This window comes from Hymenobacter arcticus (assembly GCF_054779975.1).
In genome coordinates, this window is the sequence record NZ_BAAGXF010000007.1 from 27,820 (window position 1) to 52,734 (window position 24,915).

Here is a 24,915-nt window from a genome sequence, read left to right on the forward strand (position 1 = left end):
GCTAAAAAATTACAGCCCCTTCTTGCGCTGCATGGCTGCCTTCACAAACCGCACAAACAGCGGGTGCGGGTTTTCCACGGTGCTCTTCAGCTCGGGGTGAAACTGGCCGCCCACAAACCACGGATGCACCGTTTTGGGCAGTTCGATTACCTCCACCAGCCCAGTATCGGGGTTGGTGCCACTGGCCGACATGCCGGCTTCCTCGAAGCGCGCCAGGTAGTCGTTATTAAACTCGAAGCGGTGACGGTGGCGCTCGCTAATCGTGTTGCGGCCGTAGGCCTTGGCGGCGCGCGAGCCGCGCTTGAGCTCGCAGGTGTAGGCGCCGAGGCGCATAGTGCCACCCTTCAGGGTAATATCCTTTTGGTCGGCCATGAGGGCGATAACCGGGTCGGGCGTGAGCGGGTCCATTTCGGTGGAGCTGGCCTGCGGCAGGCCCAGCACGTTGCGGGCGTACTCTACCACAGCTACTTGCATACCCAGACAGATGCCGAAAAACGGAATGTTGTTTTCCCGCACGTAGCGCACGGCGGCCACCTTGCCCTCGAAGCCGCGCTCGCCGAAGCCGGGGGCTACCAGCACGCCATCGCAGCCTTCGAGCTGCTGCACTGCGTTTTCGGGCGTCAGGAACTCGCTCTGGATGCTGCGCACCCGCACCTTGCACTCGTTGAAAGCCCCGGCGTGGATAAACGACTCAATAATAGACTTATACGCGTCGGGTAGCTCCACGTACTTGCCCACCAGCGCAATGGTTACTTCTTCGGTGGGGTTCTTGAGGCGGCCCAGAAATTCCTTCCATTCCTCCAGGTCGGGGGCGTGGCCGCCGTTCATGCGCAGCTTGCTGATAACGCGGGTGTCCAGCTCTTCCTTCAGCATGAGCAGCGGCACCGAGTAGATGGTATCGGCGTCGAGGCTCTCGATAACGGAGTTGATTTTGACGTTGCAGAAGAGCGCGATTTTGCGGCGCATCTCGGGCGGAATGGGGTGCTCGGAGCGGCACACCAATATGTCGGGTTGCAAGCCCGCCTCGCGCAAGTCGCGCACCGAGTGCTGGGTAGGCTTGGTTTTGAGCTCGCCGGCCGCCGCCAGGTAGGGTAGCAGCGTAAGGTGAATCACGAGCGAATCGTGGGGCGGCAGCTCCCAGCGCAGCTGGCGCACGGCCTCCACAAAGGGCAGGCTCTCGATGTCGCCGATGCAGCCCCCGATTTCGGTGATAACTACGTCAAACTCGCCGTTTTGACCCAGCAGCAGCATCCGGCGCTTTATCTCGTCGGTGATGTGGGGGATTACCTGCACGGTTTTGCCCAGGAAAGCGCCTTCGCGCTCGCGGCGGATTACAGTGTCGTAGATGCGGCCCGTGGTCACGTTGTTGGCCTGCGAGGTGGGCGTGTTCAGGAAGCGCTCGTAGTGGCCCAGGTCGAGGTCGGTTTCGGCCCCGTCGTCGGTCACGTAACACTCGCCGTGTTCATACGGGTTGAGCGTGCCGGGGTCGATGTTGATGTAGGGGTCGAACTTCTGAATGGTTACCCGGAAGCCTCTGGCTTGCAGAAGCTTAGCCAAAGAAGCTGAGATAATTCCTTTTCCGAGGGAAGAGGTGACGCCGCCGGTGACGAAGATATACTTCGCGGCCGACGCGCTGGGGGAGGTGGAGCGTTCGGGCATGACGGGGGTCAAAGTTACGGCGTGGCCAGCCGCGGCCCTAGCCGGCGTACTTACCAGCTCCCCCCAAGTGGGCCTTACTTTTGGCCCGCGCCCGGCCCGGTTGGCGGTTGGCCGCGCCGGCTTCGCGTGCTATGAAAAACACCCAAATACTGCCCCAGCGGGCGGCTACTCAGGTTCGTGGCTGGCTGGGGCCTTTGCTTTTGAGCGCCTGGCTTTGGGTGGGGTGGGGGCCGCTTGCCCACGCCCAGGCCGTGTTGCAGAAAGACTTGAAAAAAGATTTTGGGGCCGTGGGCAACGGCCGCACCAACGACCAGCCGGCCTTTCAGCGCGCCGCCGATTTCTTTAATAAGCGGGCGCTCACGCCAGCCGGCGCGGGGCACGCCGTGCTGCGCATTCCGGCGGGCACCTACCTTGTGGGCGACCCCGGCGCGGGCAGCGTGCCCAATGTGCTGGCCCTCATGGGTTGCCGCAACCTGCGTATCGTCGGCGACGACAGCGCCACTACCGAAATCCGCTACGCCCAGGGGCTGCGCTACGGCTCCTTCGACCCCGCTACCAAGCTACCGTTTGAGGCGGCTACGGCCTACTTTACGGAGGGCAGCTACGGCGTGAGCTTGGGTACTACCATAGTTTTGCAAAGGTGTGATAATGTGGAGGTTGCTAATATTATGCTGAATGGCAGCAGCGCGCACCTGGTGGTAGGCGGGCACTGGGGCGACACGGGCATTCAGCTGGCGGCCGACGGCGTATTTGTGAGCGACTCGCGGCGCATTACGCTGCGGCGGCTGGCGGTGCATCACTTTGGCCGCGACGGCATTCAGGTGCTCAACCACCTGGCCAAGAGCCTCGACGACCCCAACCAAGAGGGCATTGTGCTCGAAAACTCCACCTTCGACTACAACGGCCGCCAGGGCCTTTCCATCACGGGCGTGAATGGCCTGCGGGCCATCAATTGCAGCTTCAGCCATACTGGGCGGGTGGTGATTCCGGCGCTGGGCAAGGCCTTGTTTTCCAACCCCGGCGCGGGCGTGGATATTGAGCCCGAAGGTGGCTTTGCCAGCCACGTGCGCCTGGCTGGCTGCCGCTTCGTCGACAATGTCGGCCAGGGTCTGGTGTCGGACCACTACGGCGATGCGCCGCCCATCACCAAGGGTATCGTGCTCACCAACTGCCTGTTGTGGGGCGTTACCAACTGGTCGGCCTGGATTAGGCAGCCCGATTTTCTGTTTGAAAACTGCCGCTTCTACGGCGCCTTCGTCAATGGCTGCGCCCAAGTGGCCGGGGCCACCCGCTTCGTGGGCTGCACCTTCGAGGACCGGCCGTACCGAGGGCAGGCGGCCTACGGCGTGTTTTTGGTGCATTCCGATAAGGAAGCGCGCCGCATGAGCTTCACCGGCTGCCACTTCATCGGCCATCACAGCTACTTGCTGCTGGCCCGGCCGGCCGCGCCCGATACGGCCAGCGCCTTTCGGCTGCGGGGCTGCACCTTCAGCTACGACTATGGTAGCGCGCCGCCGCTGGGTAGCCGCGACCAGCTGCTGGGCGCCATGTTTAGTGGTAATAATGTATTGGAAAGCAGTATGTTGCCGTCTGATGGCCCGCGGCTGCGCGTGCTGCTGGGCGATTCTACTAGCCGCAGCCCTACGGTAGTGCACGCCCCCGGCAGCCTGCGGCTGGCTGCGGCCAACGGCGACTATACGGTGCGCTCAGACTTGATTATTGGGTGGCTTGAGGGCACGGCGCACGGTGCGGCACGCGTAGAGGTTGCGGCAGGTAACGTGTTGATTATAAATGGACAGATTGGCGGCGTGCCGGAGCTATACATTGGCCCAACCTCGCAGCTAGTACTTAAAAAAGGCGGCGCGCTGGTAGTAGAGGCGCGCACTAAGGTGCTCATCGAAGGGCAGTTAGTGGTGGAAGAAGGTGCGTATTTCTACCAAGACCCGCAGGCGAAGGTCAGCAAGGGGGCGCAGGGGCAGCTGCGCCTGGCGCCGGGAGCCATTCGGGGCCGCCCGCCCGTGCCTACTGCCTCTCTAACCCCGGCCGCGAGTATGGGTAAGTAGTGCACAAAAAGCGCACTTTTAAAAAAGTGAAACTATTTTTCGGATGGCACTAAGGGTGAAAGCATTTGGGAGTGTAGTTATGTAGTGAGCCCCCGCAAACGTTTGCGGGAATTAGCTCACGCAGTCACTTCCTTTTCCCACCCATTTATGTCCACTACTACCCCCCGCGCTGCGCAGCGCGTGCTGGCGCAGCGTTTGCTGGCTGGCCTCACTTTACTGGTTGCTTGCTTTGGCTGGCAAGTGGCTTTTGCCCAGAGCTTTCTGCAAGCCAGCGGCACCCGAATTATTAATGCGAGCAGCCAGGAAGTCGTGCTGCGCGGCGTGAACCTCGGCGGCTGGCAAGTGCAGGAAGGCTATATGCTAAAGCCCGGCTACGGCGACAATAATACCGGCACCCAGAGCCTGGTGAAGAAAGGCCTTTTCAACCAGGGCCAGAACGATGGCCAGGTGGAGAGCTTCTACCAGCAGTGGCGCGACAACTTCTTCACAAAGGCCGATATCGATTACCTCAAGGACAAGGGCTTCAACTGCGTGCGGCTGCCGCTGCACTACGAACTGTTTCTCACGGCCAGCCAGCGGGCGGTGCGTACGGGAGTCAGCAAAGGCTCGACCTCCTACGGCACGTACTTCGGTAATTTGTCGGGTTGGTACGCTAATAATCAGCTTTTTACCGACCCCAGCACCATTGAGGGCTTTCGGATGATTGATGAAGTTCTGAGCTGGTGCGGGGCCAATGGCATGTACGTGGTGCTCGACCTGCACGCCGCGCCCGGCGCGCAGGGCAGCGACATGAATATTGCGGATGCGCTGGTGAGCGGCGGCAACGATTTCTGGAACAACGGCCTCAACCAGGACGTGGCCAACCGCCTGTGGCAGGTCATCTCGAACCGCTACAAGGGCGACCCCCGCGTGGCGATGTACGACGTGCTCAACGAGCCGAATAACATTCCCAATACCTCGACCCAGAATGGCAACCAGCGCCTCCACGATGTGCTGAACCGCTTCGTGAATACCATTCGGGCCAATAGCGACAACCACCTTATCCTGCTGGAAGGCAACGGCTTTGGCAACGACTACAACTACATGGAGAAGCGCACCTTCACCAGCCAGGCCAACCTGGTGTACAACTCGCACCGTTACAGCGCGGGTAACTATACCATCGACAACAACGTGAATTCGGTGGATGGCAACAACCCCAACACTCTGCGCCTCATTGGCAACCTCACGCGCTTTCGCACCGACAACAACGTGCCCATCTGGGTGGGTGAAACCGGCGAAAACTCACCCGAGTGGATGGGCGAGGCTGCCCGCAACCTCAACAGCGTGGGCATTGGCTGGTGCCATTGGACCTACAAGCGCTTCGATACCAACTCGATGGCAGCGCTTTTCCGCATCAATCCGCCCTACATCGTAGACGGGCCCGGCAACATCCCGGCCGTGGTGCAGAACATTAAGTTTGCCAACTGCGTGGTGAACACCAGCACCCTCAACGCCATTGCGCCCAACCCCGGCGGCACAGTGCGCAACACCCGCGCGCCCATCGGCAGCCTCATCACGCTGCGCGCCGTGAGCAACAACGCCTACCTCTCGGGTGAAAACGGCACCCAGGCCGTGACCTGCACCCGCACCACGGCCGGCACCTGGGAGCAGTTTGCGGTGGTGGACGCCGGCAACGGCAAGGTGGCGCTGCGCAGCCAGGGCAAGTACGTATCGAGTGAAAACGGTACCCAGGCCATCACGGCCAACCGCACGAGCTTCGGCTGGTGGGAAACCTTCGACTGGATTGTGAACGCCGATGGCACCATCAGCCTGGGCGGCTACAATGGCCGCTACGTATCGAGCGAAAGCGGCCAGCAGGCCGCGACCTGCAACCGCCAGACCATCTCGGGCTGGGAGGCCTTCCGCGCCACCGTGGTGGGCACCGCCCGCGAGGCCACCGCGCTGGCCAGCACCGGCACCGCCAGCACCGCCGACTTCACGGCCTACCCCAACCCCGTAGTGGGCCGCCTCACCTACGCGCTGCCCACCGGCACCAAGGCTCATACCCTGACCATTGCCGACGCCACAGGCCGAACCGTGCTCGCTCGTGCCTACGGCGATACTGGTAATCAGAATGTTATCGACGCCGCGGGCCTGGCCGCCGGCCTCTACGTAGTGCGCCTCACGGGGGCCGATTTCACGCAGTCGTTCAAGGTGACGAAGGAGTAATCGCGCAGCGCTTCGGTTAGGGTAGGGGCCGGTCGGCCAGCTTTTGCAGCCGACCGGCCCTTACCCTGACTAGCGTTGTTCCAGTGGGTGAGCAGCAGGGTGACCCTTCCGCATCAGGCGCAGAAAATCCTGCTTCTTAAAGAGAACCCTTACCAAGTCTTTTCCCCCGTCTTCGCCAGCTCCGTATCGGCTAGCCCCAGGCTTTGGCGCAGCTGAAAATCGGCCACATTCTTCAGCGTTAGTACCTTGCCCGCGGTCGATTTTTGGGCCGTGACGTTGCGCAGGGTGAGGCCCTGCACATCATCGGCCACGAAGGCCGGGCGGGCTTCCGAACTCAGGTAGTGTACGTCTACCTCGCTCAGCTCCACCTGCTTCGCGTGGCGGATGTAGAAGCCGTAGGCCGATACTGGCCCCAGCATCGATGGCTCGGGGTAGCTTTTGCCGGCTTCGGGCACGGTGCGGGTGGCCTGCGCGGCGGTGCCGCCGCCTTTGTAGTAAATGCGGATGTTGCTGAGCCGCACGTCTTCGATGGGGTGGCCGGGCACACCCGTGATAATGGACGCGAAGTCGGGGTCGGCATTATAGACTACCAGGTTGCTGATGCTCACGCGGCGCAGCGCCCCTACGGGCGTGCCGGCCGGCCCGCGCATCCGCTCGCCCAGGTACAGGAAAATGGGCGAGTTTACCACGTCGCGCATCGTGATGTTGCTGATGCTCACGTCTTCCAGCAGGCCGCCGTCCACGGTTTCGAGGGCCAGGCCGCGGCAGTAGTCAAACACGCAGTTGGAAATGGCGATGTTTTTAAAGCCGCCGTTCGACTCGGTGCCGAACTTGATGCGGCCCGTGGGGTGCAGCTTGTACTCGGGGTTGCTGGTGCGCCGGAAGGTGCCGTCGAGCAGCGTGCCCTCGTCGTAGCCGCTCACCTGGCAGTTGGTGATGGTCACGTTTTCGGTGGCCCGCGCCTCGTTCAGGCCGAAAGAGCTTTTGAGGCAAATACCGTCGTCGTAGGGCGAGTTGACCAGGCAGTTCGACACGCGCACATTGCGGCAGGCGTCGATGTCCATGCCGTCGCGGTTGGTGTCAATCTTCAGGTTGTCAATGGTTAAGTTATCCACGCCGGTGGCCAGGATGGCAAACCAGCCGCCGTGCTGCAAGGTCACATCGCGGATAAGCACGTTGCGGCAGCGCAGCAGGCTAATGGCTTTGTTGGCCAGCTTGGCATCCTTGGCGTAGTCCTTCAGCAGGCCCTTACCCCAGATTTTGCCCGGCCCCAGAATGGATACATCGTGCAGGTTTTCGCCCCAAAGCAGGCCGTCGTGCCAGTGGCTGTGGCCCGAATCCTGGTAGGTGGTATTGGCCGAGGGCTCGGCCTGGTCGTAGGCGGCGGCGGGGTTGTCGGCGGTGGCGATGATGGTGGCACCCTGCTCCAGGTAAAGCGAGATGTTGCTTTTCAACCGGATGGACCCCGATAGGTAGTTGCCCGCTGGCAGGTACACCTGGCCGCCGCCCGCCTGCGCCGCCGCCTCAATCGCCTTGTTGATGGCCCCGGAGTCCAGCGCCCGGCCGTCGCCCACGGCCCCATAGGTGCGGATGTTGTAGACCGCCGGGCCAGCCTGGGCCGCCGCCCAGCCCGGCAGCAAGAGCGCCGCCAGCGCCAGCCGCGGGAGTAGGGAGGAAAACATGGGGGTAGGAAAAAGAGAATGAGGCCGAAAAGTAGCCCCCGGCCCCTGGCTTTGCCGTGAGAACCTTTCAAACTGATAAGAATCAGCTCGTTTCGTACCAACCAGCGCCACCGCCGCTACACCAGCAGGCTCAGGAAATCCTGCTGGCCGTTGAGGTACTCAAACCCGAAGCCTTCCTCCGCCATGCGGCTCTTGATGCCTTCCACGTCGTGCGGATTGCTGACCTCGACGCCGATGAAAACGGGGCCTTTTTCCTTGTTGTTTTTCTTAATATACTGAAATTGAATGATATCGGTACCCTCGGTCAGCACGTTGTTGACGAAGCGCCGGAGCGCGCCGGGGGCCTGGTTGAAGGTCACCATAAAGTAGTGCTTGAGGCCCTGGTGGCGCTGGGCGCGCTCCTTGATGTCCTCCATACGGGTGATGTCGTTGTTGGAGCCGCTCACGATGCACACCACCGTTTTGCCCCGAATCTGGTCGGCGTAGGCGTGCAGGGCCGAGATGGCGAGCGTGCCCGCTGGCTCCAGCACCATGCCTTCCTCGTTGTACATCTTCAGCAAGTCTTCGCACACCTGGCCCTCGGGCACGAGGTGTACCTCGTCGAGCAGCGCCTGGCAAATCTCAAAATTCAGCTCGCCGGGACACTTCACGGCCGCGCCATCCACGAAGGTGTCGAGGCTGGCCAGCGCCTGCCGCCGCCCGGCGCGGAGGGCGTCGTGCATACTCGGGGCGCCCAGCGGCTGCACGCCAATGAGCTTGGTTTCGGGGCTCAACTGCCGAAACACACTTGATAAGCCCGAAGCCAGCCCGCCGCCGCCAATGGGCATAAAGCAAAAGTCAATCGGCTTGTGGTGAGCTGCTTTCAGGATTTCCAGCCCCACCGTGGCCTGCCCTTCCACAATCGCCAAATCATCAAACGGGTGTACGAAGGTGCTGCCGCGCTCGTCGCAAAACGCCTGCGCCGCCTGGTAGCAGTCGTCGAAGGTGCGGCCCGTGAGGTGCACCGTCACCATGTCTTTGCCGAAGAGGCGCACCTTGTCCACCTTCTGGGCGGGGGTTTGGGCGGGCATGAAAATGTCGCCCTGCAAGCCCAGCAATTGGCAGGCGTAGGCCACGCCCTGGGCGTGGTTGCCGGCGCTGGCGCACACGATTTGGCGGCTGGGCACGGTAATCGGCAGCGTCGAAATCTTGTTGTAAGCCCCCCGGATTTTGTAGGAGCGCACCACCTGCAAGTCCTCGCGTTTGAGCAAAATTGTGGCATCGTAGGTGCGCGACAGCCCCAGGTTTAGCATCAGGGGCGTCTTGGTAATCACGCTTTTGAGGCGGCGCGCGGCGGCCTCCACGTTTTCCAGGGTGACGGCAGTGGCCGCCGGGGCTAGCAGGTCGGGCATGGGGGTAGGGGGCACCCTAAGGGCGCGTTGTATAAAAAACTGTCATGCTGAGCTTGCGAAGCATCCTATCGCGGTCGAACGATTTTGTTCTGGCGCGATAGGATGCTTCGCAAGCTCAGCATGACAGTTCCGGGTTAACGATTAAGCCTCCACGCTGGCGGTGCTGCGCGAGCGCAGCTCGCGCACTTGCGCGCCGGTGGCCCACAGCTCCGACTCGCGCACTTCCTTCAGCTCCGCTTCCAGCTCGGCGCGGTAGTTGGGCGTCGAGCCGCGCTCGATGGTGCGGCGGGCTTCCTCGCCACTGGCTACGCTGTCGTAGAGGTCGTTGAGCACGGGCAGGGTCGCGTCGCGGAACTTGCCTTTCCAGTCGAGCGCGCCGCGCTGGGCCGTCACCGAGCAGTTGGCAAACATCCAGTCCATGCCGTTTTCGCCCACCAGGGGCACGAGGCTCTGGGTCAGCTCCTCCACGGTTTCGTTGAAGGCCTCGGAGGGCGAGTGACCGCGCTGGCGCAACACCTGGTACTGGGCCTCGATGATGCCGGCCAGGGCCCCCATCAGCACGCCGCGCTCGCCGGTGAGGTCGGAGTACACTTCCTTCTTAAAGTCGGTTTCGAACAGGTAGCCCGAGCCCACGCCAATGCCCATCGAAATGGCCTTTTCCCACGCCTTGCCGGTGGCGTCCTGGAACACCGCGAACGACGAGTTCAAGCCGCCGCCGGCCACGAACAAGCGGCGCAGGCTGGTGCCGCTGCCCTTGGGAGCCACCAAAATCACGTCGATATCTTTGGCCGGGATGATGTTAGTCTGCTCATTAAACGTGATGCCGAAGCCGTGCGAGAAGTACAGCGTTTTGCCCGGCGTGAGGTACTTCTGAAGCGTCGGCCACAGCGCAATCTGGCCCGCATCGCTCAGCAGGTTGCAGATGATGGTGCCCTTGTCGGCAGCTTCCTCGATGCTGAACAGCGACTCGCCCGGCACCCAGCCATCCTTGAGGGCGCGGTCCCACGAAGGCGTGCCTTCGCGCTGACCCACAATGACATGGAAGCCGTTGTCGCGCATGTTCAGTGCCTGACCGGGGCCCTGCACGCCGTAGCCGATTACGGCAATGGTGTCGTCCTTCAGGAAGTCGAGGGCCTTGGCGAGCGGAAATTCGTCGCGGGTAATCACGGTTTCGGGTACGCCGCCGAAGTTGATGGTTGCCATGTTTTGGGTTGGTTGTAGCGTGGACTCTGTGAGTCCGCGCGGGGGTTTAAAAAAGGGTTTCGTTCAACGCGCGGACTCGCAGAGTCCGCGCTACATTACATCGTAAAGACCTGCTCGCGGTCGTTCAAAAACTCGTTCTCGGCCACGTCTTCGCTCGGCTCGCGCTGCTCAAATTCCCGGAGCTTGTGGTGGAAGCCGTCGCTGGCCTTAATGATGGCGATACGCGCCGAGCGCACAAACTCGATGAGCCCATAGGGCTGCAAAGCCTTAATGAGATTGTCGGTTTCCTCGCGGTGGCCGGTGGTTTCAAACACCGTGTAGTCCTTGCGGATAACCACGGCGCGGGCCCCGTTTTCACGCAGCAAGCGCTCCACGAGCACCTTTTCGGCAATCACGTCGGTGGGCACTTTATACAGCGCCATCTCCTGCCAAATCACGTCAGCGTTGGTGTTGAAGTATACTTTCAGCACCTCCACCTGCTTCTCGATTTGCTTGGCTAGCTTCTCCACCACCTCCTCCGTTTCCACAATCACGATGTTGAAGCGGTGGATGCCCTCAATCTCCGAGGGCGACACGTTGAGGCTCTCGATGTTGATTTTGCGGCGCGAAAAAATGATGGCAATGCGATTGAGCAGGCCCACCTGGTTTTCGGTGTACGCGGTGATGTTGTATTCCTGGCGGTCGGCGGGTTCGGGGCTCATAATCAGTAAGTTTAAAGCGTTTGTCATTGCGAGCCTGCGAAGCAATCGCATCAGAACGGGTCGTGCGGGTGTCGTGCTGTTGCGATTGCCGCGCTCCACTTCGTTGCGCTCGCAATGACAGAAGTGCGGTGAGCTGCGTGAGAATTAGCGCAGCCGGATTTCCGCCACGCTGCACCCCTGCGGCACCATCGGGAAGATGTTATTCTCCTTGGTCACCATCACTTCCAGCAAAAATGACCCCGGATGCGCCAGCATCCGCTCCAGCGCTGAGCGCAACTCGGTGCGAGTATCCACGCGCTGGCCGGCAATGCGGTAGCCGGCGGCTACGGCCACAAAATCAGGGCTTTGAATATCCACAAACGAGTAGCGGCGCTGGTGAAACAGCTCCTGCCACTGCCGCACCATGCCCAAAAACTGGTTATTGAGGATGATGATTTTCACGTCCACGCCCGTCTGCATGATGGTGCCCAGCTCCTGAATCGTCATCTGGAAGCCACCGTCGCCAATGACGGCCACTACCGGCCGGTGGGGCGCGCCAAACTTGGCCCCGATGGCCGCCGGCAGCGCAAAACCCATCGTGCCCAACCCGCCGCTCGTGACGTGGCTGCGCGACTGGTTTTGGAGCGCGTAGCGGCAGGCCACCATCTGGTGCTGCCCCACGTCGGACACGATAACGGCTTCACCAACAGTTATTTCGTTAAGCTGCTGCATCACTTCGCCCATCGTCAATTCCTCCGAGGTCGGGAACAGCTCCTCCCGAATCACGGCGTCCACTTCCTGCGCCATGTGGTCGTTGAAGCGGGCCAGCCAGGCGGCGTGCTCCCGGCGCTCGACCAGGGCCGTGAGCAGGGGCAGGGTTTCCTTGCAGTCGCCCCACACCGGCACGGCGGTGGTTACGTTTTTGCCAATCTCCGTCGGGTCGATGTCGAGGTGGATGATTTGGGCCTGCTTGGCGTACTTATCGAGGCGGCCGGTCACGCGGTCGTCGAAGCGCATGCCAATGGCAATCAGCACGTCGCACTCGTTGGTGAGCACGTTGGGGCCGTAGTTGCCGTGCATGCCCAGCATGCCCACGTTCAGCGGGTGGCCGGTGGCCAGGGCCCCCACGCCCAGAATAGTCCAGGCTGCCGGGATACCGCTTTTCTCCACAAATTCCTGGAATTCGCGCTCCGCTTTGCCCAGCACCACGCCCTGGCCCCAGAGGATAAACGGCTGCTTGGCGCTGTTAATCAGCGCTGCCGCCTGCTCGATGTACTCCTGGCGCACCACCGGCGCGGGCCGGTAGCTGCGGATGTGCGTGCACGGCTCATAGGCCGGCGCGTCGAACAGCTGCATCTGCGCGTTCTTGGTGATGTCCACCAGCACGGGGCCCGGCCGGCCGCTGCGCGCAATGTAGAAGGCCTTCGCCAGCGCCTCGGGTATCTCTTCGGCCCTGGTTACCTGGTAGTTCCACTTTGTAACGGGCGTCGTGATGTTGATGATATCCGTCTCCTGAAACGCATCGGTACCCAGCAAATGCGCAAACACCTGCCCCGTAATGCAGACCAGCGGCGTGCTGTCAATCAGCGCATCGGCCAGGCCGGTCACTAGGTTGGTAGCGCCCGGCCCGCTCGTGGCCAGCGCCACGCCCACCCGGCCCGAACTGCGCGCATAGCCCTGCGCCGCGTGAATGCCGCCCTGCTCGTGGCGCACCAGCACGTGGTTGAGCTGCTCTTTGAAATCGTAGAGCGCGTCATAAATCGGGATGATGGCCCCGCCGGGGTAGCCAAAAATCGTGTCCACGCCCTCGGCCACCAGGGCTTGCAGCGTGGCTACCGCGCCCGTGAGGGGCGTGGTGGCGGGGGCGGCGGCCGGGCTAGCGGCGGGCGGGGCTAAGGTCTGCGGGGACATAATCTTCTTCTAATAAGTCAGTTATACACCCGTGGCTGGCGTCGCTCACGGTGCGGATGTACTTGAGCAGCACGCCCTGTTTGGCGGGTAGCGGGGGCCGCCGCCAGGCGGCGCGGCGGGCGGCTAGCTCGGCCTCATCTAGCTGCACGTCGATGGTGTTGGCGCTGGCGTCCAGCACTATCCAGTCACCGTCCTGCACCAGCGCGATGCCGCCGCCGTCAAACGCCTCGGGGCAGACGTGGCCAATGACGAAGCCGTGCGTGCCGCCCGAAAAGCGGCCGTCCGTTATCAGCGCCACTTTGTCGCCCAGGCCCGCGCCCATAATGGCCGAGGTTGGCTTGAGCATTTCGGGCATGCCCGGCCCGCCCTTGGGCCCCACGTAGCGAATGACGACCACCTGCCCGGCCTCGATTCTATGGTCGATAATACCCTGGTTCAGCTCTTCTTCCGAGTTGAACACGATGGCCGGGCCTTCAAACCGCAGGCCTTCCTTGCCGCTGATTTTGGCCACGCTGCCCTTGGTGGCGAGGTTGCCGTACAGCATCTGAATGTGCCCGTCGGCCTTGATGGGGTTGCTGAGCGGCCGCAGCAAATCCTGCTCAGGGCCAAGGGGTTGCACGTCGGCCAGGTTCTCAGCTAGCGTGTGGCCGGTCACGGTCATGAGGTCGCCGTTGAGCATACCGTAGTCGAGCAGCGTACGCTGCACGGCAGGCACGCCGCCGATTTTCGACAGGTCTTCCATCAAATACCGGCCGCTGGGCTTGAGGTCGGCGAGCACTGGCACGCGGTTGCTCACGGTCTGGAAATCCTCCATCGTCAGGTGCACGCCGGCCGCGTGGGCAATGGCGATGAGGTGCAGCACGGCATTGGTCGAGCCGCCGAGCACGGTTATCATCACCATGGCGTTCTCAAATGCCGCCCGGGTAAGGATATCGCGGGGCTTGAGGTCCAGCTCCAGCAGGTTGCGCAGGTAGGCACCCGCATCGAGGCACTCCTGCACCTTGGCGGCGCTTTCGGCCGGCAGCGACGACGACGCGGGCACGCTCATACCCAGCGTTTCGATAGCCGCCGCCATGGTATTGGCCGTGTACATGCCGCCGCACGCACCGGGGCCGGGGCAGGCATTGTGGATAATACCCTGGTAGTCTTCCTCCGAAATATTACCGTTAACTTTCTTACCGTAAGCCTCAAAGCACGACACAATGTTGAGCTGTTGGCCCTTGAACTCGCCGCCCTTGATGGTGCCGCCATACACCATCAGCGACGGCCGGTTGAGCCGCGCCATGGCGATGAGCGCACCGGGCATGTTCTTATCGCAGCCCACCACGGTGGCCAGGGCGTCGTAGTAGTGCGCGCCCGCCATCGCCTCAATTGAATCGGCAATTATCTCCCTCGATACCAGCGAGAAGCGCATGCCCGCGTTGCCGTTGGTGATGCCGTCGCTCACGCCAATCGTGTTGAAGCGCAGCCCCACCAGGCCCTGAGCAGCCACGCCGCGCTTCACCTCGTCGGCCAGGCCGTTGAGGTGCATATTGCAGGTGTTGCCCTCGAAGCCCGTGGAGCAGATACCCACGAACGGCTTGCGCAAATCCGCATCCGACAGGCCCGCGCCGATGAGCATGGCCTGCGAGGCCGGCAAGCTGTCGTCTTGGGTGTAGATGCGGCTGAATTTATTGAGTATCATGGTGTTAATTCGGCAAAGAAATTCAGTTTGGCCCTAAAAAAACCTTCCTGAGCCGCAGGCTAGGAAGGTTCTCTTTGGGGTAAGATGTGCCTGCTAGCCCGCGAGGGTAGGAATAATGACCACGGAAATGACGGGTAGGAGGCGCATGGTTTTGTAGTTAAAAGCTTCTGTCATGCTGAGCCTGCGAAGCATCTTGTTAGGTTCGCACGACTCGTTCAGGCGCGATAGGATGCTTCGCAGGCTCAGCATGACAGATAAAAGGTTTAAATAATCGTGCTCACGCCCACCGCAATGTTGTGCGCGTTCCACTGCTGCTCGTTCGAGTCAGCAATCCAAAACGCCACGTAGCTGCCCACCTGCTCGGTGGTATAAGGCGCGGTAGGGTTCAGCTCCGGCGTCAAGATATTGTTGGTCAGAGCTTCATCCACTGCTTCGCGCACTAAATCAGCTTCGGCCGTGAGGCCCAGGTGGTCGAGCAGCATGGCGGCCGAGAGGATGGCGGCCAGCGGGTTGGCAATTCCCTTGCCCTTGGCCTGAGGGTAGGAGCCGTGGATGGGCTCGAACACCGCCACCGCCGCACCCACCGATGCAGATGGCAGCAGGCCCATCGAGCCGGCAATAACCGATGCCTCATCCGAGATAATGTCGCCGAACATGTTCTCGGTCAGCACCACGTCGAACTGCCGGGGGTTGGTGATAATCTGCATCGCGGCATTGTCCACGAACAGGTAATCAACCTCTACTTCTGGGTATTGCGAAGCGATTTCGCGCACCACTTCGCGCCACAAGCGCGAGGTTTCCAGTACGTTAGCTTTATCTACTAGCGTGAGGTGCTGGCGGCGGCCAGCGGCCGACTGAAACGCCAAGTGCGCAATGCGCTCAATCTCGGGGCGCGAATAAACGCAGTTATCGTAGGCCGAGCCGTCGGCGTTGCGACCCTTCTCCCCGAAATAGATGCCGCCCGTCAGCTCCCGAAAAATCACCATGTCGGTGCCTTCGATGCGGTCCGATTTCAGGGGCGAGTGCTTCAGCAGCGCGTTGTAGGCCGTGACGGGGCGGATGTTGGCAAATAAACCTAACTCCTTACGCATGCGCAGCAGGCCCTGCTCGGGGCGCACCTTAGCGGTGGGGTCGTTGTCGTACTTCGGGTCGCCGATGGCCCCGAACAGCACCGCGTCGGCGGCGCGGCAGGCGGCAAGGGTTTCGTCGGGCAGCGGGTTGCCGGTGGCGTCGATGGCGCAGGCGCCCACGAGGTGCGAGGTAAATTCAAAACGGTGGCCGAAGCGCTCGGCTACGGCGTCGAGCACTTTCACGGCCTGCCGACAGACTTCCGGCCCGATGCCATCACCAGGCAGTAAAGCTATTTTCTTGGTTACCATGTCCATGCGCGTTGTTTTTCGAAGGCCTCAATGGCCGATTTTTGATTCACTAAAAAGTCAATGTCGTCGTAGCCGTTAATCAGGCACTCCTTTTTGTAGCCGTCGATGGCGAAGCTGAACGTCTCGCCCCAGGCCGGCACGGCTAGGGTCTGGGACGGTAAATCGACCACCAATTCCAGCGCCGGGTCGGCTTCGATGGCGGCTAGCAGGCGAGCCAGCACCTCGTCGCTCACTTGCAGGGGTAGGAGGCCGGTATTCAGCGCATTACCCCGAAAAATATCGGCGAAGTAGCTGGAGATAACCGTCCGAAAACCAGCATCGTACAGTGCCCAGGCGGCGTGCTCGCGGCTAGAGCCGCAACCGAAGTTTTTGCCGGCCACCAGTACGGAGCCGGTATAGCGCGGGTTGTTGAGCACAAACTCGGGTTTGGGCGAGCCGTCGGCGTTGTAGCGCCAGTCGCAAAACAGGTTTTCACCGAAGCCTTCGCGCGTGGTCGCCTTCAGAAACCGGGCCGGGATAATCTGGTCGGTATCAATGTTTTCCAGCGGCAGCGGGCGGCCGTTGGTGTACAGGGTTTGAAATTTTTCCATTAGTTCAAATACTGCGTAATGTCCACGATGCGGCCCTGCACGGCCGTGATGGCCGCTACCAGCGGCGAGGCCAGCAGCGTGCGCGAGCCGGGGCCCTGGCGGCCTTCAAAATTGCGGTTGGAGGTGGCCACGCAGTACTTGCCGGCCGGAATCTTGTCCTCGTTCATGGCCAAGCAGGCGCTGCAACCGGGCTCGCGCAGTTCGAAGCCAGCAGCGGCAAAAATTTTGTCGATTCCCTCTGCAATGGCTTGCTGCTCAACTTGTTTGGAGCCGGGCACGATGAAGGCGGCCACGTGCTCAGCCTTCTGTTTGCCCGATACGTAGGCGGCCACGGCGCGCAGGTCTTCGATGCGCGCATTAGTGCAGCTGCCGATGAACACGTAGTCAATCTGCTTGCCGAGCAGCGACTCGCCCCGCTCGAAGCCCATGTATTTCAAGGACTTATCGAAGCTTTCGGCTTCGCTGGCGGGTACTTCGCTCGGCACGTGGCCGGTGAGCGGAATGCCCATGCCAGGGTTGGTACCGTAGGTAATCATCGGCGTGATGTCGGCCGCCTGGTAGATGTACTCGGTTTCGAACGTGGCGTCGGCGTCCGAATACAGCGTCTGCCAGTAGGCCATGGCGTCGTTCCAAGCCGCGCCTTTCGGCGCAAAGGGCCGGCCCTCGACGTAGGCAAACGTGGTAGCATCGGGGGCGATGAGGCCGCCGCGCGCGCCCATCTCGATGCTCATGTTGCAGACGGTCATGCGGCCTTCCATGCTGAGGCTACGCACCGCGCTGCCCGCGTACTCCACGAAGTGGCCCGTAGCACCGCCCGTACCTAACTGGGATATAACATACAAAATCAAGTCCTTAGCCGTAACCCCCGGCCGCAGCTCACCTTCCACCGAAATGCGCATGCGCTTAGGCCGGCTCAGCAGCAGGCACTGCGAGGCCATCACCTGCGCCACCTGGCTGGTGCCGATGCCGAAGGCCACCGCGCCGAACGCGCCGTGCGTGGAGGTGTGGCTGTCGCCGCACACCATCGTCAGGCCCGGCTGGGTCAAACCCAGCTCCGGCCCAATGATGTGCACAATGCCCTGGCGCGCGTGGCCGAGGCCGTACAATTCGATGCCGTATTTCTCGCAGTTTTCGGTCAGCTTCTCCACCTGCAAGCGCGAGAGCGGCTCCCGGATGGGCTGGTCCTGGTGCAGCGTGGGTACGTTGTGGTCGGCCGTGGCCAGAATCTGGCTGGGGCGAAACAGCGGCAGGTTGCGCGCGGCAATCTCGTCAAACGCCTGGGGGCTAGTGACTTCGTGAATCAGGTGCCGGTCGATGTACACCACGTCGAGGCCCTCAACGGAGCGGACGGTATGGGCATCCCAGATTTTATCGAATAACGTGCGAAGCATGGGGTAGGGTAGGGATAGGATAGCGGGTAGCGTAACTAATTGAAAAAGAACGTCATGCTGAACGCAGTGAAGCATCTCTACCGCTTCCTCTGCACTGTTCAACGAAGCGGTAGAGATGCTTCACTGCGTTCAGCATGACGTTCTTTTTCGTTTTTTCAGTTAATAAATTTTTAGCAGCAATCAGCCAAAAGGCTAAGGAAGTGAAGCAGCAGGGGGAAGTTTTGGTCGGGTTAATAGTGTGAAAGAATGGCGTTTATGGGGGCTTAACCCGACCCCCTGACCTCCCTGCTCCCACCCACTGGCAGCGCCTGCCGCCCCGCTTCCTTAGCCCTTTAGCCGACGACTACTAATTTTTCTTGTTCGATGAGGATATGTAAGTCATTATCAAATACTTCGCGCTGGCGGTCGGCCATTTGCAGGAAGCCGGCGTAGGCCGTGTTGAGGGCCGGGCGCTCCAGGTCGTAGCCCAGCTTTTGGAGGCGGTAGGCGAGGGCGGCGCGGCCCGAGCGGGCGGTGAGCACGATGCTCGAATCGGCCACGCCAACTTCCTTGGGGTCAATGATTTCGTAGGTTTCGCGGCACTTGATGACGCCATCCTGGTGGATGCCGCTGCTGTGGGCGAAGGCGTTGGCCCCCACAATGGCTTTGTTGGCCTGCACCGGCATGCTCATGAGATGCGATACCATGGCCGAAGTTTCGGCCAGCAGGCGCGTGTTCACGCCCGTAGTGAGGTTGAGGTCAGCGTGTTGGCGCAGTATCATCACGACTTCCTCCAGTGCTGTGTTGCCGGCGCGCTCCCCCACGCCGTTGATGGTGCACTCAATCTGGCGCGCGCCGTTGCTGACGCCCGCGATGGAGTTGGCGGTGGCCAGGCCCAGGTCGTTGTGGCAGTGCGTCGAGAGAATGGCGCGGTGAATACCTTTAACGTTCTCGTACAGGTACTTAATCTTGGCGCCGTACTCGTGGGGCAGGCAGTAGCCGGTGGTATCGGGGATGTTGAGCACGGTGGCCCCGGCCGCGATGGCCGCCTCGCACACGCGGGCCAGGAACTCGTTGTCAGTGCGGCCGGCGTCTTCGGCGTAAAACTCCACGTCCTCCACGAAGCTTTTGGCGAGCTTCACGGCGGCGATGGCGCGCTGCACCACATCCTCGCGGGTGGTGCGCAGCTTCTGCTGCACGTGCAAATCACTGGTGCCGATGCCGGTGTGAATGCGCGGCCGGCGCGCCCCGCGCAGGGCCTCGGCGGCCACCCGAATGTCGTTTTCGACGGCGCGGGTGAGGCCGCACACGGTGGCCTCCCTGGTTTGGGCGGCGATGGCGGCCACGGCAGCAAAGTCGCCGGGGCTCGACACCGGGAAGCCGGCCTCAATCACGTCCACGCCCAGCGCTTCGAGCTGCCGCGCAATGATTAGCTTCTCCTGCTGGTTTAGCTTGCAGCCCGGCACCTGTTCGCCGTCGCGGAGGGTAGTGTCGAAAATCTGAATTTTTTGCGTCGCCATAGGAAAAAGAAAACCCGTCGGTGCGGGGCCAGCTTTAGTACTGGTTCGCAAGTACCAGTACTTTGGCAAGGATTAAAAACATTTTTTGGTGGTTTTTATGATTTCCAGGTTTACTGTTTTTTGAGTTAAGCAATTGTTAATTAATTATTTACGGTTCCGTATTATACAATGCCTAGCAAGCTCAGCGACCCCGTTTTTCAGCTCTTAAAATCATTGACGCAGTCCGAAAAGCGTCATTTTCGCCTATTTACCAACCGCCAGGGCTCCACCGAAGGCCTGAAATTCCTGCAACTCTTCGACGCGTTCGACGCGCAGGAGCAGCCCGACGAGGAGCGCGTGCTCACGCAGGTGCCCACTCTCAAGCGCGCCCAGCTCGCTAATCTCAAGGCCAACTTGTACAAGCAGCTGCTGGCCAGCCTGCGCCTCTACCACGCCGGCCAAAACCTGGATATTCAGCTGCACGAACAGCTCGACTACGCCCGCGTGCTCTACAACAAGGGCTTCTACCAGCAAGCCCTGCGCATGCTGGCCAAGGTGAAGCTAACCGCCCAGCAGGCCGAGCTGCCGCACGTGGCGTTGCTAGCCATTGATTTTGAGAAGCTTATCGAGTCGCAGTACATCACGCGCAGCTTGCAGGGGAGGGCCGAGTCACTGGCGGCCGAGGCCACGGCCACGGCGGCGCACCTTAGCCAGCAGCACGCCTTATCCAATGCCTCGCTGCGGCTGTATGGGCTGTACCTGCAAGCCGGCCACGCCCGCAACCAGGCTGACCATGAGCAGTTTACGGCGTATTTTCGGGCGCACGTGCCGGCTAGCATCGGGCGGGGCAGCGGGTTTTGGGAGAAGCTGTACTTTTACCAGGCAAATGTGTGGTATCATACTATCAACCAGGATTTTAGGTCGTGCTACCGCTACGCGCAGAAGTGGGTGGAGCTGTTTGAGAACCAGCCCGACTTGCAGGAAAGCCAGACGATGCTCTATATCAAGGGCCTGCACAACCTGTTGGCGGTGCTCTTTAATATGCAGTATTACAGCAAGTTCAGCGAAGTGCTGCGCAAGCTCGAAGACTTCGGAGCCAACCAAACGCGCCGCGCCACGCCCAACACCGAAATCCTGCTCTTCCAGTACATCTGGACCAACCGCATCAACGCCTGCTTCCTGGAAGCACGCTTTACCGAGGGCGTCGAAATCATCCCCGAATTATTGGAGCAGCTGGGCCAGTACAAGGCGCAGCTCGACCTGCACCGCACGCTGGTGTTCTACTATAAAATTGCCTGTCTCTACTTCGGCAGCGGCCAGTACCAGCAGGCTATCAAGTACTTAAACCGTATTATTGACCACAAGGAATTGAGCCTGCGCGAAGACTTGCAGTGCTTTGCGCGCATCCTCAACCTGGTGGCGCATTTCGAGGTCGGCCAGGATGCCGAGCTAGAGTACCAGGTGCGCTCGGTGTACCAGTTTTTGGGCAAGATGAACGACCAGCAGCCCATGCAGGTGGCGGTGTTCCGGTTTCTGCGCCGGGTGGGCCACATCGAGCCCAGCCAGCTCCGCCAGGAGTTCATCAGCCTGAAAGCCAAGCTGGAAGAGATTGCCGTGCAGCCCTTTGAGCGCCGGCCCTTCCTCTACTTCGACATTATCTCGTGGCTCGAAAGCAAGATTTCGGGCCGCTCGGTGCAGGACGTGATGCAGCAGAAATTTCTGACCATGAAGTAGCGTAAGCTTCAGCTTGCGAGTGAGCGCAGCGAGCAGCTTGCGTAAGGGCCAAGTGGCGCGGTGCCGCCTCTTGAACCAAGGTCAATAACGAAGCTGAAAATGTTAAAAATGAATTAGTTAATGAGCTGGCGGATGCTTTAAAGCAGCGTATTCTACCAGCGTGAAGTGCAGGACCTGCTGCTTAGGCCGCAGCTCACGCAAGAGGTAGTAGCGATGGTTGAAACCTGTGAGTACCACTAGCCGCTTGTGAGGGTAGCGAACCAACCAGGCAGCAATATTGCGCGCCATTGCCCGGTTGCGAATACCCCAATAGGCTTCATTTATTTGGTAAAAAGCCCGAAAATCCGAGAGCGCGGGGTGAGTCGCCACTATTTTGCCAAGTAACTGGTATTGAGTGTGCTGTCGCCGAGCTGCCAGCGAGTCAGCAGCGGTGGTATTGAGGGAATCGAGCGGTAGCTGAGCCAGCGTGTCTAGACGGGTACTCAAGCTGTCGTATGCATTTAGTACGCGAAGCTGCCAGGGGACCAACTGCTGCGCAGCGTGTAATTGACGTAGCCGCTGCATAACCTCATCAGGCTTAGTCAGGATGCCGTATTGCCGGTGGTAGGCATTGCGGCGGTTCCACTCAAAGGGTTGCCATACCGTAGCCGGGTGCCAGCGCACATATTTTCGCATCGCCTGGCCTTCGTTTTCGGGGGCCGAGCCGCCCAGGGCCACTTGCAGCGCCTGCTGCAAGCCGGGCAGGCGGCGCAGCTGCGGTAGGTATGCGCTATCACTCTCAAAAAGAAGAACATCCGGCTTCAGAATTTTCAGGGCTGCGTACAGGCTGTCCGGGTTCAGGTTGGCGTGCGGCGCGTGCGTGGTACCCAGCACCACCAGCTGCGTGCCGCCTTGGTAGGCCGCTATGGGGCCGGGGGCGGGTACCTCCATAAAATGTTGCCAGCTGATTAGTTGCACGGCGGTTATGCCCACAACACCAACTACCATAAGTAAGAAGAATCCCAAACCCAGCCGAATCCAGTTGCGACGCATGCAGAATATCTTCAATACGAATGAGTTGAGGGATTTTTATAGCGTTTGTTTGCACTAAAAGGCGTTGAGCCGGATGGTCAAAAGCAGTGCGAATAACGAGCCTCAAGCAACGACCAAGAGTTGGCTACCTAGCTTGCGTAAGTCATAAGCTAATTTGCTTTCATCCAGGCGAAAAAATCGTGGGCCACGCGGTCCCAGTTCCATTTTTCCTGGTCCACTTTGCCGTTGGTGAAGCCGAAAAAGTTGTGCTCCAGTTCGGGGTAGGCGTGGAAGGTGAGGTTGGTTTTGCCGGCGCGTATCATTTCCAGGCGCAGGTAGTCTTCGAGCAGGGCCGAGCGGTCGCGGGTGCCGTAACCGACGAAAACGGGGATTTTGCTATGCCGAAAATTGTCGAGCGGCGTTTGGGTTGATGACAAGGATGATACAAGCAAGTGCGTGTCGCCCAGGCAGTTATTTTGCTTGGGGTCGGCCACTACTTCTTTCCAGTAGGTAAAATTATTTTCTGCTCCCACCGAGTCAGCCTCCTGGCGGTTGCCCGCAATTACGGTGAGCATGCGGCCCAGCGGGCTGCCGCTCAGGTACACCACGCGGCTGAGGGGGCCGGGCCGGCGGGCCAGCCGCGCCACTACCGTGCTGCCTTCGGAGTGGCCCATGGCGGTAATGTTTTTGGCTTCAACCCAAGGCTGGTGGGCCAGGTAGCGCAGCACGGCGGCATCGCGAGCCACGTAGTATTCGAGGTAGTTGCGCTGGCAGTAGGCGGCCGGTAACTGGCCGGTTTTGGGGTCGTTGTATTCGTAGCGCGGTGTAAGCGTTTTCACATCGGCCACCAGCGGCACGCCGGGCTTGCTGATGATTAGTAAATGGTAATCAGCTAAATAGCCGTCAACTTCAAAGGGGAAGACACCGTAGGCACCGTCTTTATTATACTTGATAATGGGGGAGGGTAAGGAACCCTGCACGAACAGCAGCACCGGTTTGCGCGTTAGCTCCTCGCCTTTTTTGGAGAGCACCAGCATGTCCACCGTGTCGCGCTGGTAGCGCATGGTGAGGTGGCGGTAGCCAAAGTCGGCGGGCGTTTTGGGCTGGGCGCAGGCGGCCAAGGTGCTGGCTAGTACCAGCAGTAGAAATAGAAAACGCGGCACGGCAAGCAAATAAAAAGCGAGGATAGGCCCCCGAATGTGCCAACGACTGCCCCGTTCGTGCTTAAGTTGCGTCTGTGCCTATGCTACCTGTTTCTGCCACTTCTTGCCGGGTGCGGCGCTACGCGGCGCTGCTGCCCACGGCCCTGCTCTCGCTCACCACCGCCTGCGGGCAAACTACCACCGCGCCGCCCGCGCCCCCGGCCCTCGTAGTGGATTCGGCCACCGGCAAAATCGACATGCCCTGGCTGCGCCAGCGCCTGGATAGCAGCGCCGCGCTGCGCCGCCAGCAGGTGGGCGTGGCCCTGGCCGATGCCGTAACCGGCGAGCCGCTGTTTGGCTACAACGAGGCCCGGTACTTTACCCCGGCCAGTACCATGAAGCTGCTGAGTTTGGCCGGTGGCCTGGCCTTGCTGGGCGATTCGCTGCCCAGCCTGCGCTACTTTTCGCGGGGCGATACGCTGTTTTTTCAGGGCACCGGCGACCCTACCTTTTTGCACGGCGACGTGCCCTCGCGGCGGGCCTACGCCTTCCTGGCTACCCGGCCCGAGAAGGTACTGGCTTACTGTGAGATAGCCAGCGTGCCAGCCTACGGCCCCAGCTGGGCCTGGGACGATTTTGGGTACTATTTCCAGCCCGAGCGCACGGCGTTTCCGGTGTATGGCAACACGGTGCGCTTCTACGCCGCCGCGCCGCTGGTGGTGCGCGGCGGGGCCGGCGCGGCGGTGCGGGTGCTGCCGCAGCGCGTGCGGGTGTTTCCGCGCCAGTTTGCGCCGCTCACCGAGCGGGCGGCGGCCGATTTCAAGCTCTCGCCCGACCAGGACGACGAGATGCATGTGTACCGCACGGCGCTTGAAAACCGCTTTACCTACGTGCCTAGCGCCAAGAAATGGATTGATGAGGTGCCCTACCGCACCAGCCGCCCGCTGCTGCTGCGCCTGCTCGGCGATACGCTGCGCCGCGCCATTGTGGGCACGCCCTGGCACCCGCACCCCACCCAGGATAGTATTCGCACCCTGCGCGGGCTGCGCGCCGACTCGCTCTACCGCCGCATGCTGCGCATGAGCGACAACTTCCTGGCCGAGCAATTGCTGCTCATGGCCAGCAGCCGCGTGGGTTACCGCGACTCGCTGAGCAGCGGCCGCGCCATTCGGTATCTGCTTAAAAACCAGCTAAAAGGCTTGCCCGACCGGCCCGACTGGGTCGATGGCTCGGGCTTGTCGCGCCTCAACCTGCTCACGCCGCGCACCCTCACGGCGCTGCTGGTGCGGCTGCACCAGCAGGTGCCCGAGGCGCGCCTGCTGAGCCTGCTGGCGGCCGGCGGGGGCCAGGGCACGCTGCGTAAGCGCTACTTTGAGGCCGGCCCGCCCAAGGTGACGTGGTTTTGGGGTAAAACCGGCACGCTGACGCACACCTGCAACCTGGCGGGCTACGTGCGCTGCAAAAGCGGCCGGCTGGTGGCCGTTACATTCTTCAACAATGGTATTCCGGGCGACGACCAGCGCACCCGCAACAGTATGCAGTGGATACTAAGCGAGGTGCGGGCTAGGCTTTAGCGCCTGGCTCGGGGAAGATGAACAACAAATGTATGACTAAAGGAAGGTGCAGTAGCAGTTTTACATTGGACTGAACCAAGAGAACATTCACATAGCGTTGGGTGATGTTGGGCGAAATCAGGGAGAATAAGCTGT

17 protein-coding genes are annotated in these 24,915 nt (G+C 61.1%); 4 read left to right on the forward strand and 13 right to left on the reverse strand.

Features of this window, described 5'->3' with window-relative positions; translation table 11 throughout:
- Nucleotides 1-9 precede the first annotated feature (9 nt).
- Entirely contained in the window at nt 10-1,659 is a 1,650-nt protein-coding gene (locus ACYVGC_RS13220; protein WP_460584305.1) for a CTP synthase, read from the reverse strand.
- A gap of 131 nt (nt 1,660-1,790) precedes the next feature.
- Between ACYVGC_RS13220 and ACYVGC_RS13225 the strand changes: the two genes are divergently transcribed.
- A complete protein-coding gene (locus tag ACYVGC_RS13225) occupies nt 1,791-3,722 on the forward strand; it encodes a right-handed parallel beta-helix repeat-containing protein (protein ID WP_460584306.1) in 1,932 nt (643 codons plus the stop codon).
- Nucleotides 3,723-3,869: 147 nt separating this feature from the next.
- Nucleotides 3,870-5,930 (forward strand): cellulase family glycosylhydrolase, encoded by a 2,061-nt coding sequence (locus ACYVGC_RS13230; RefSeq protein ID WP_460584307.1) that lies wholly within the window; start codon nt 3,870-3,872, stop codon nt 5,928-5,930.
- 149 nt (nt 5,931-6,079) lie between these two features.
- On the opposite strand, the gene ACYVGC_RS13235 is transcribed toward ACYVGC_RS13230, so the two are convergent.
- The 10 genes from ACYVGC_RS13235 to ACYVGC_RS13280 form a co-directional block, all read right to left on the reverse strand.
- Entirely contained in the window at nt 6,080-7,612 is a 1,533-nt protein-coding gene (locus tag ACYVGC_RS13235; protein ID WP_460584308.1) for a glycoside hydrolase family 28 protein, read from the reverse strand.
- A gap of 116 nt (nt 7,613-7,728) precedes the next feature.
- Nucleotides 7,729-9,003: a threonine ammonia-lyase gene (gene ilvA, locus ACYVGC_RS13240; protein ID WP_460584309.1), complete on the reverse strand. Its 1,275-nt coding sequence runs from the start codon at nt 9,001-9,003 to the stop codon at nt 7,729-7,731.
- A gap of 141 nt (nt 9,004-9,144) precedes the next feature.
- Nucleotides 9,145-10,206: a ketol-acid reductoisomerase gene (ilvC, locus tag ACYVGC_RS13245; protein ID WP_460584310.1), complete on the reverse strand. Its 1,062-nt coding sequence runs from the start codon at nt 10,204-10,206 to the stop codon at nt 9,145-9,147.
- 95 nt (nt 10,207-10,301) lie between these two features.
- Nucleotides 10,302-10,907 carry an acetolactate synthase small subunit gene (ilvN, locus tag ACYVGC_RS13250; RefSeq protein ID WP_460584311.1) on the reverse strand — a complete coding sequence of 202 codons (606 nt, stop codon included), beginning with the start codon at nt 10,905-10,907 and terminating at the stop codon, nt 10,302-10,304.
- A 144-nt stretch (nt 10,908-11,051) separates the two neighbouring features.
- Nucleotides 11,052-12,797 (reverse strand): thiamine pyrophosphate-binding protein, encoded by a 1,746-nt coding sequence (gene ilvB / locus ACYVGC_RS13255; RefSeq protein ID WP_460584312.1) that lies wholly within the window; start codon nt 12,795-12,797, stop codon nt 11,052-11,054.
- The gene (gene ilvD / locus ACYVGC_RS13260) at nt 12,763-14,481 is read right to left on the reverse strand and encodes a dihydroxy-acid dehydratase (protein ID WP_460584313.1); all 1,719 of its coding nucleotides are present in this window, start codon (nt 14,479-14,481) and stop codon (nt 12,763-12,765) included. Before ilvD ends, ilvB begins: the two co-directional genes overlap by 35 nt.
- A gap of 263 nt (nt 14,482-14,744) precedes the next feature.
- Nucleotides 14,745-15,866 (reverse strand): 3-isopropylmalate dehydrogenase, encoded by a 1,122-nt coding sequence (leuB, locus tag ACYVGC_RS13265; protein WP_460584314.1) that lies wholly within the window; start codon nt 15,864-15,866, stop codon nt 14,745-14,747.
- Nucleotides 15,854-16,450 (reverse strand): 3-isopropylmalate dehydratase small subunit, encoded by a 597-nt coding sequence (gene leuD, locus ACYVGC_RS13270; protein ID WP_460584315.1) that lies wholly within the window; start codon nt 16,448-16,450, stop codon nt 15,854-15,856. The genes leuB and leuD overlap by 13 nt, the downstream gene beginning before the upstream one ends.
- Nucleotides 16,450-17,841, reverse strand: coding sequence for a 3-isopropylmalate dehydratase large subunit (leuC, locus tag ACYVGC_RS13275; RefSeq protein WP_460584316.1), 1,392 nt, complete (start codon nt 17,839-17,841; stop codon nt 16,450-16,452). The genes leuD and leuC overlap by 1 nt, the downstream gene beginning before the upstream one ends.
- Before the next feature lie 332 nt (nt 17,842-18,173).
- Nucleotides 18,174-19,340, reverse strand: coding sequence for a 2-isopropylmalate synthase (locus ACYVGC_RS13280; RefSeq protein WP_460584317.1), 1,167 nt, complete (start codon nt 19,338-19,340; stop codon nt 18,174-18,176).
- A gap of 213 nt (nt 19,341-19,553) precedes the next feature.
- Here ACYVGC_RS13280 and ACYVGC_RS13285 point away from each other — a divergent pair, with 213 nt between their 5' ends.
- A complete protein-coding gene (locus ACYVGC_RS13285) occupies nt 19,554-21,053 on the forward strand; it encodes a hypothetical protein (RefSeq protein WP_460584318.1) in 1,500 nt (499 codons plus the stop codon).
- Between the two features lie 117 nt (nt 21,054-21,170).
- Here the strand turns inward: ACYVGC_RS13285 and ACYVGC_RS13290 are convergent, their stop codons facing one another.
- Together ACYVGC_RS13290 and ACYVGC_RS13295 are read right to left on the reverse strand one after the other, a co-directional pair.
- Nucleotides 21,171-22,040, reverse strand: a complete 870-nt coding sequence (locus tag ACYVGC_RS13290; RefSeq protein WP_460584319.1) for a hypothetical protein — start codon at nt 22,038-22,040, stop codon at nt 21,171-21,173.
- Between the two features lie 194 nt (nt 22,041-22,234).
- The gene (locus tag ACYVGC_RS13295) at nt 22,235-23,227 is read right to left on the reverse strand and encodes an alpha/beta hydrolase family protein (protein ID WP_460584320.1); all 993 of its coding nucleotides are present in this window, start codon (nt 23,225-23,227) and stop codon (nt 22,235-22,237) included.
- A gap of 80 nt (nt 23,228-23,307) precedes the next feature.
- Here ACYVGC_RS13295 and ACYVGC_RS13300 point away from each other — a divergent pair, with 80 nt between their 5' ends.
- Nucleotides 23,308-24,780 carry a D-alanyl-D-alanine carboxypeptidase gene (locus tag ACYVGC_RS13300; RefSeq protein WP_460584321.1) on the forward strand — a complete coding sequence of 491 codons (1,473 nt, stop codon included), beginning with the start codon at nt 23,308-23,310 and terminating at the stop codon, nt 24,778-24,780.
- Nucleotides 24,781-24,915 lie beyond the last annotated feature (135 nt).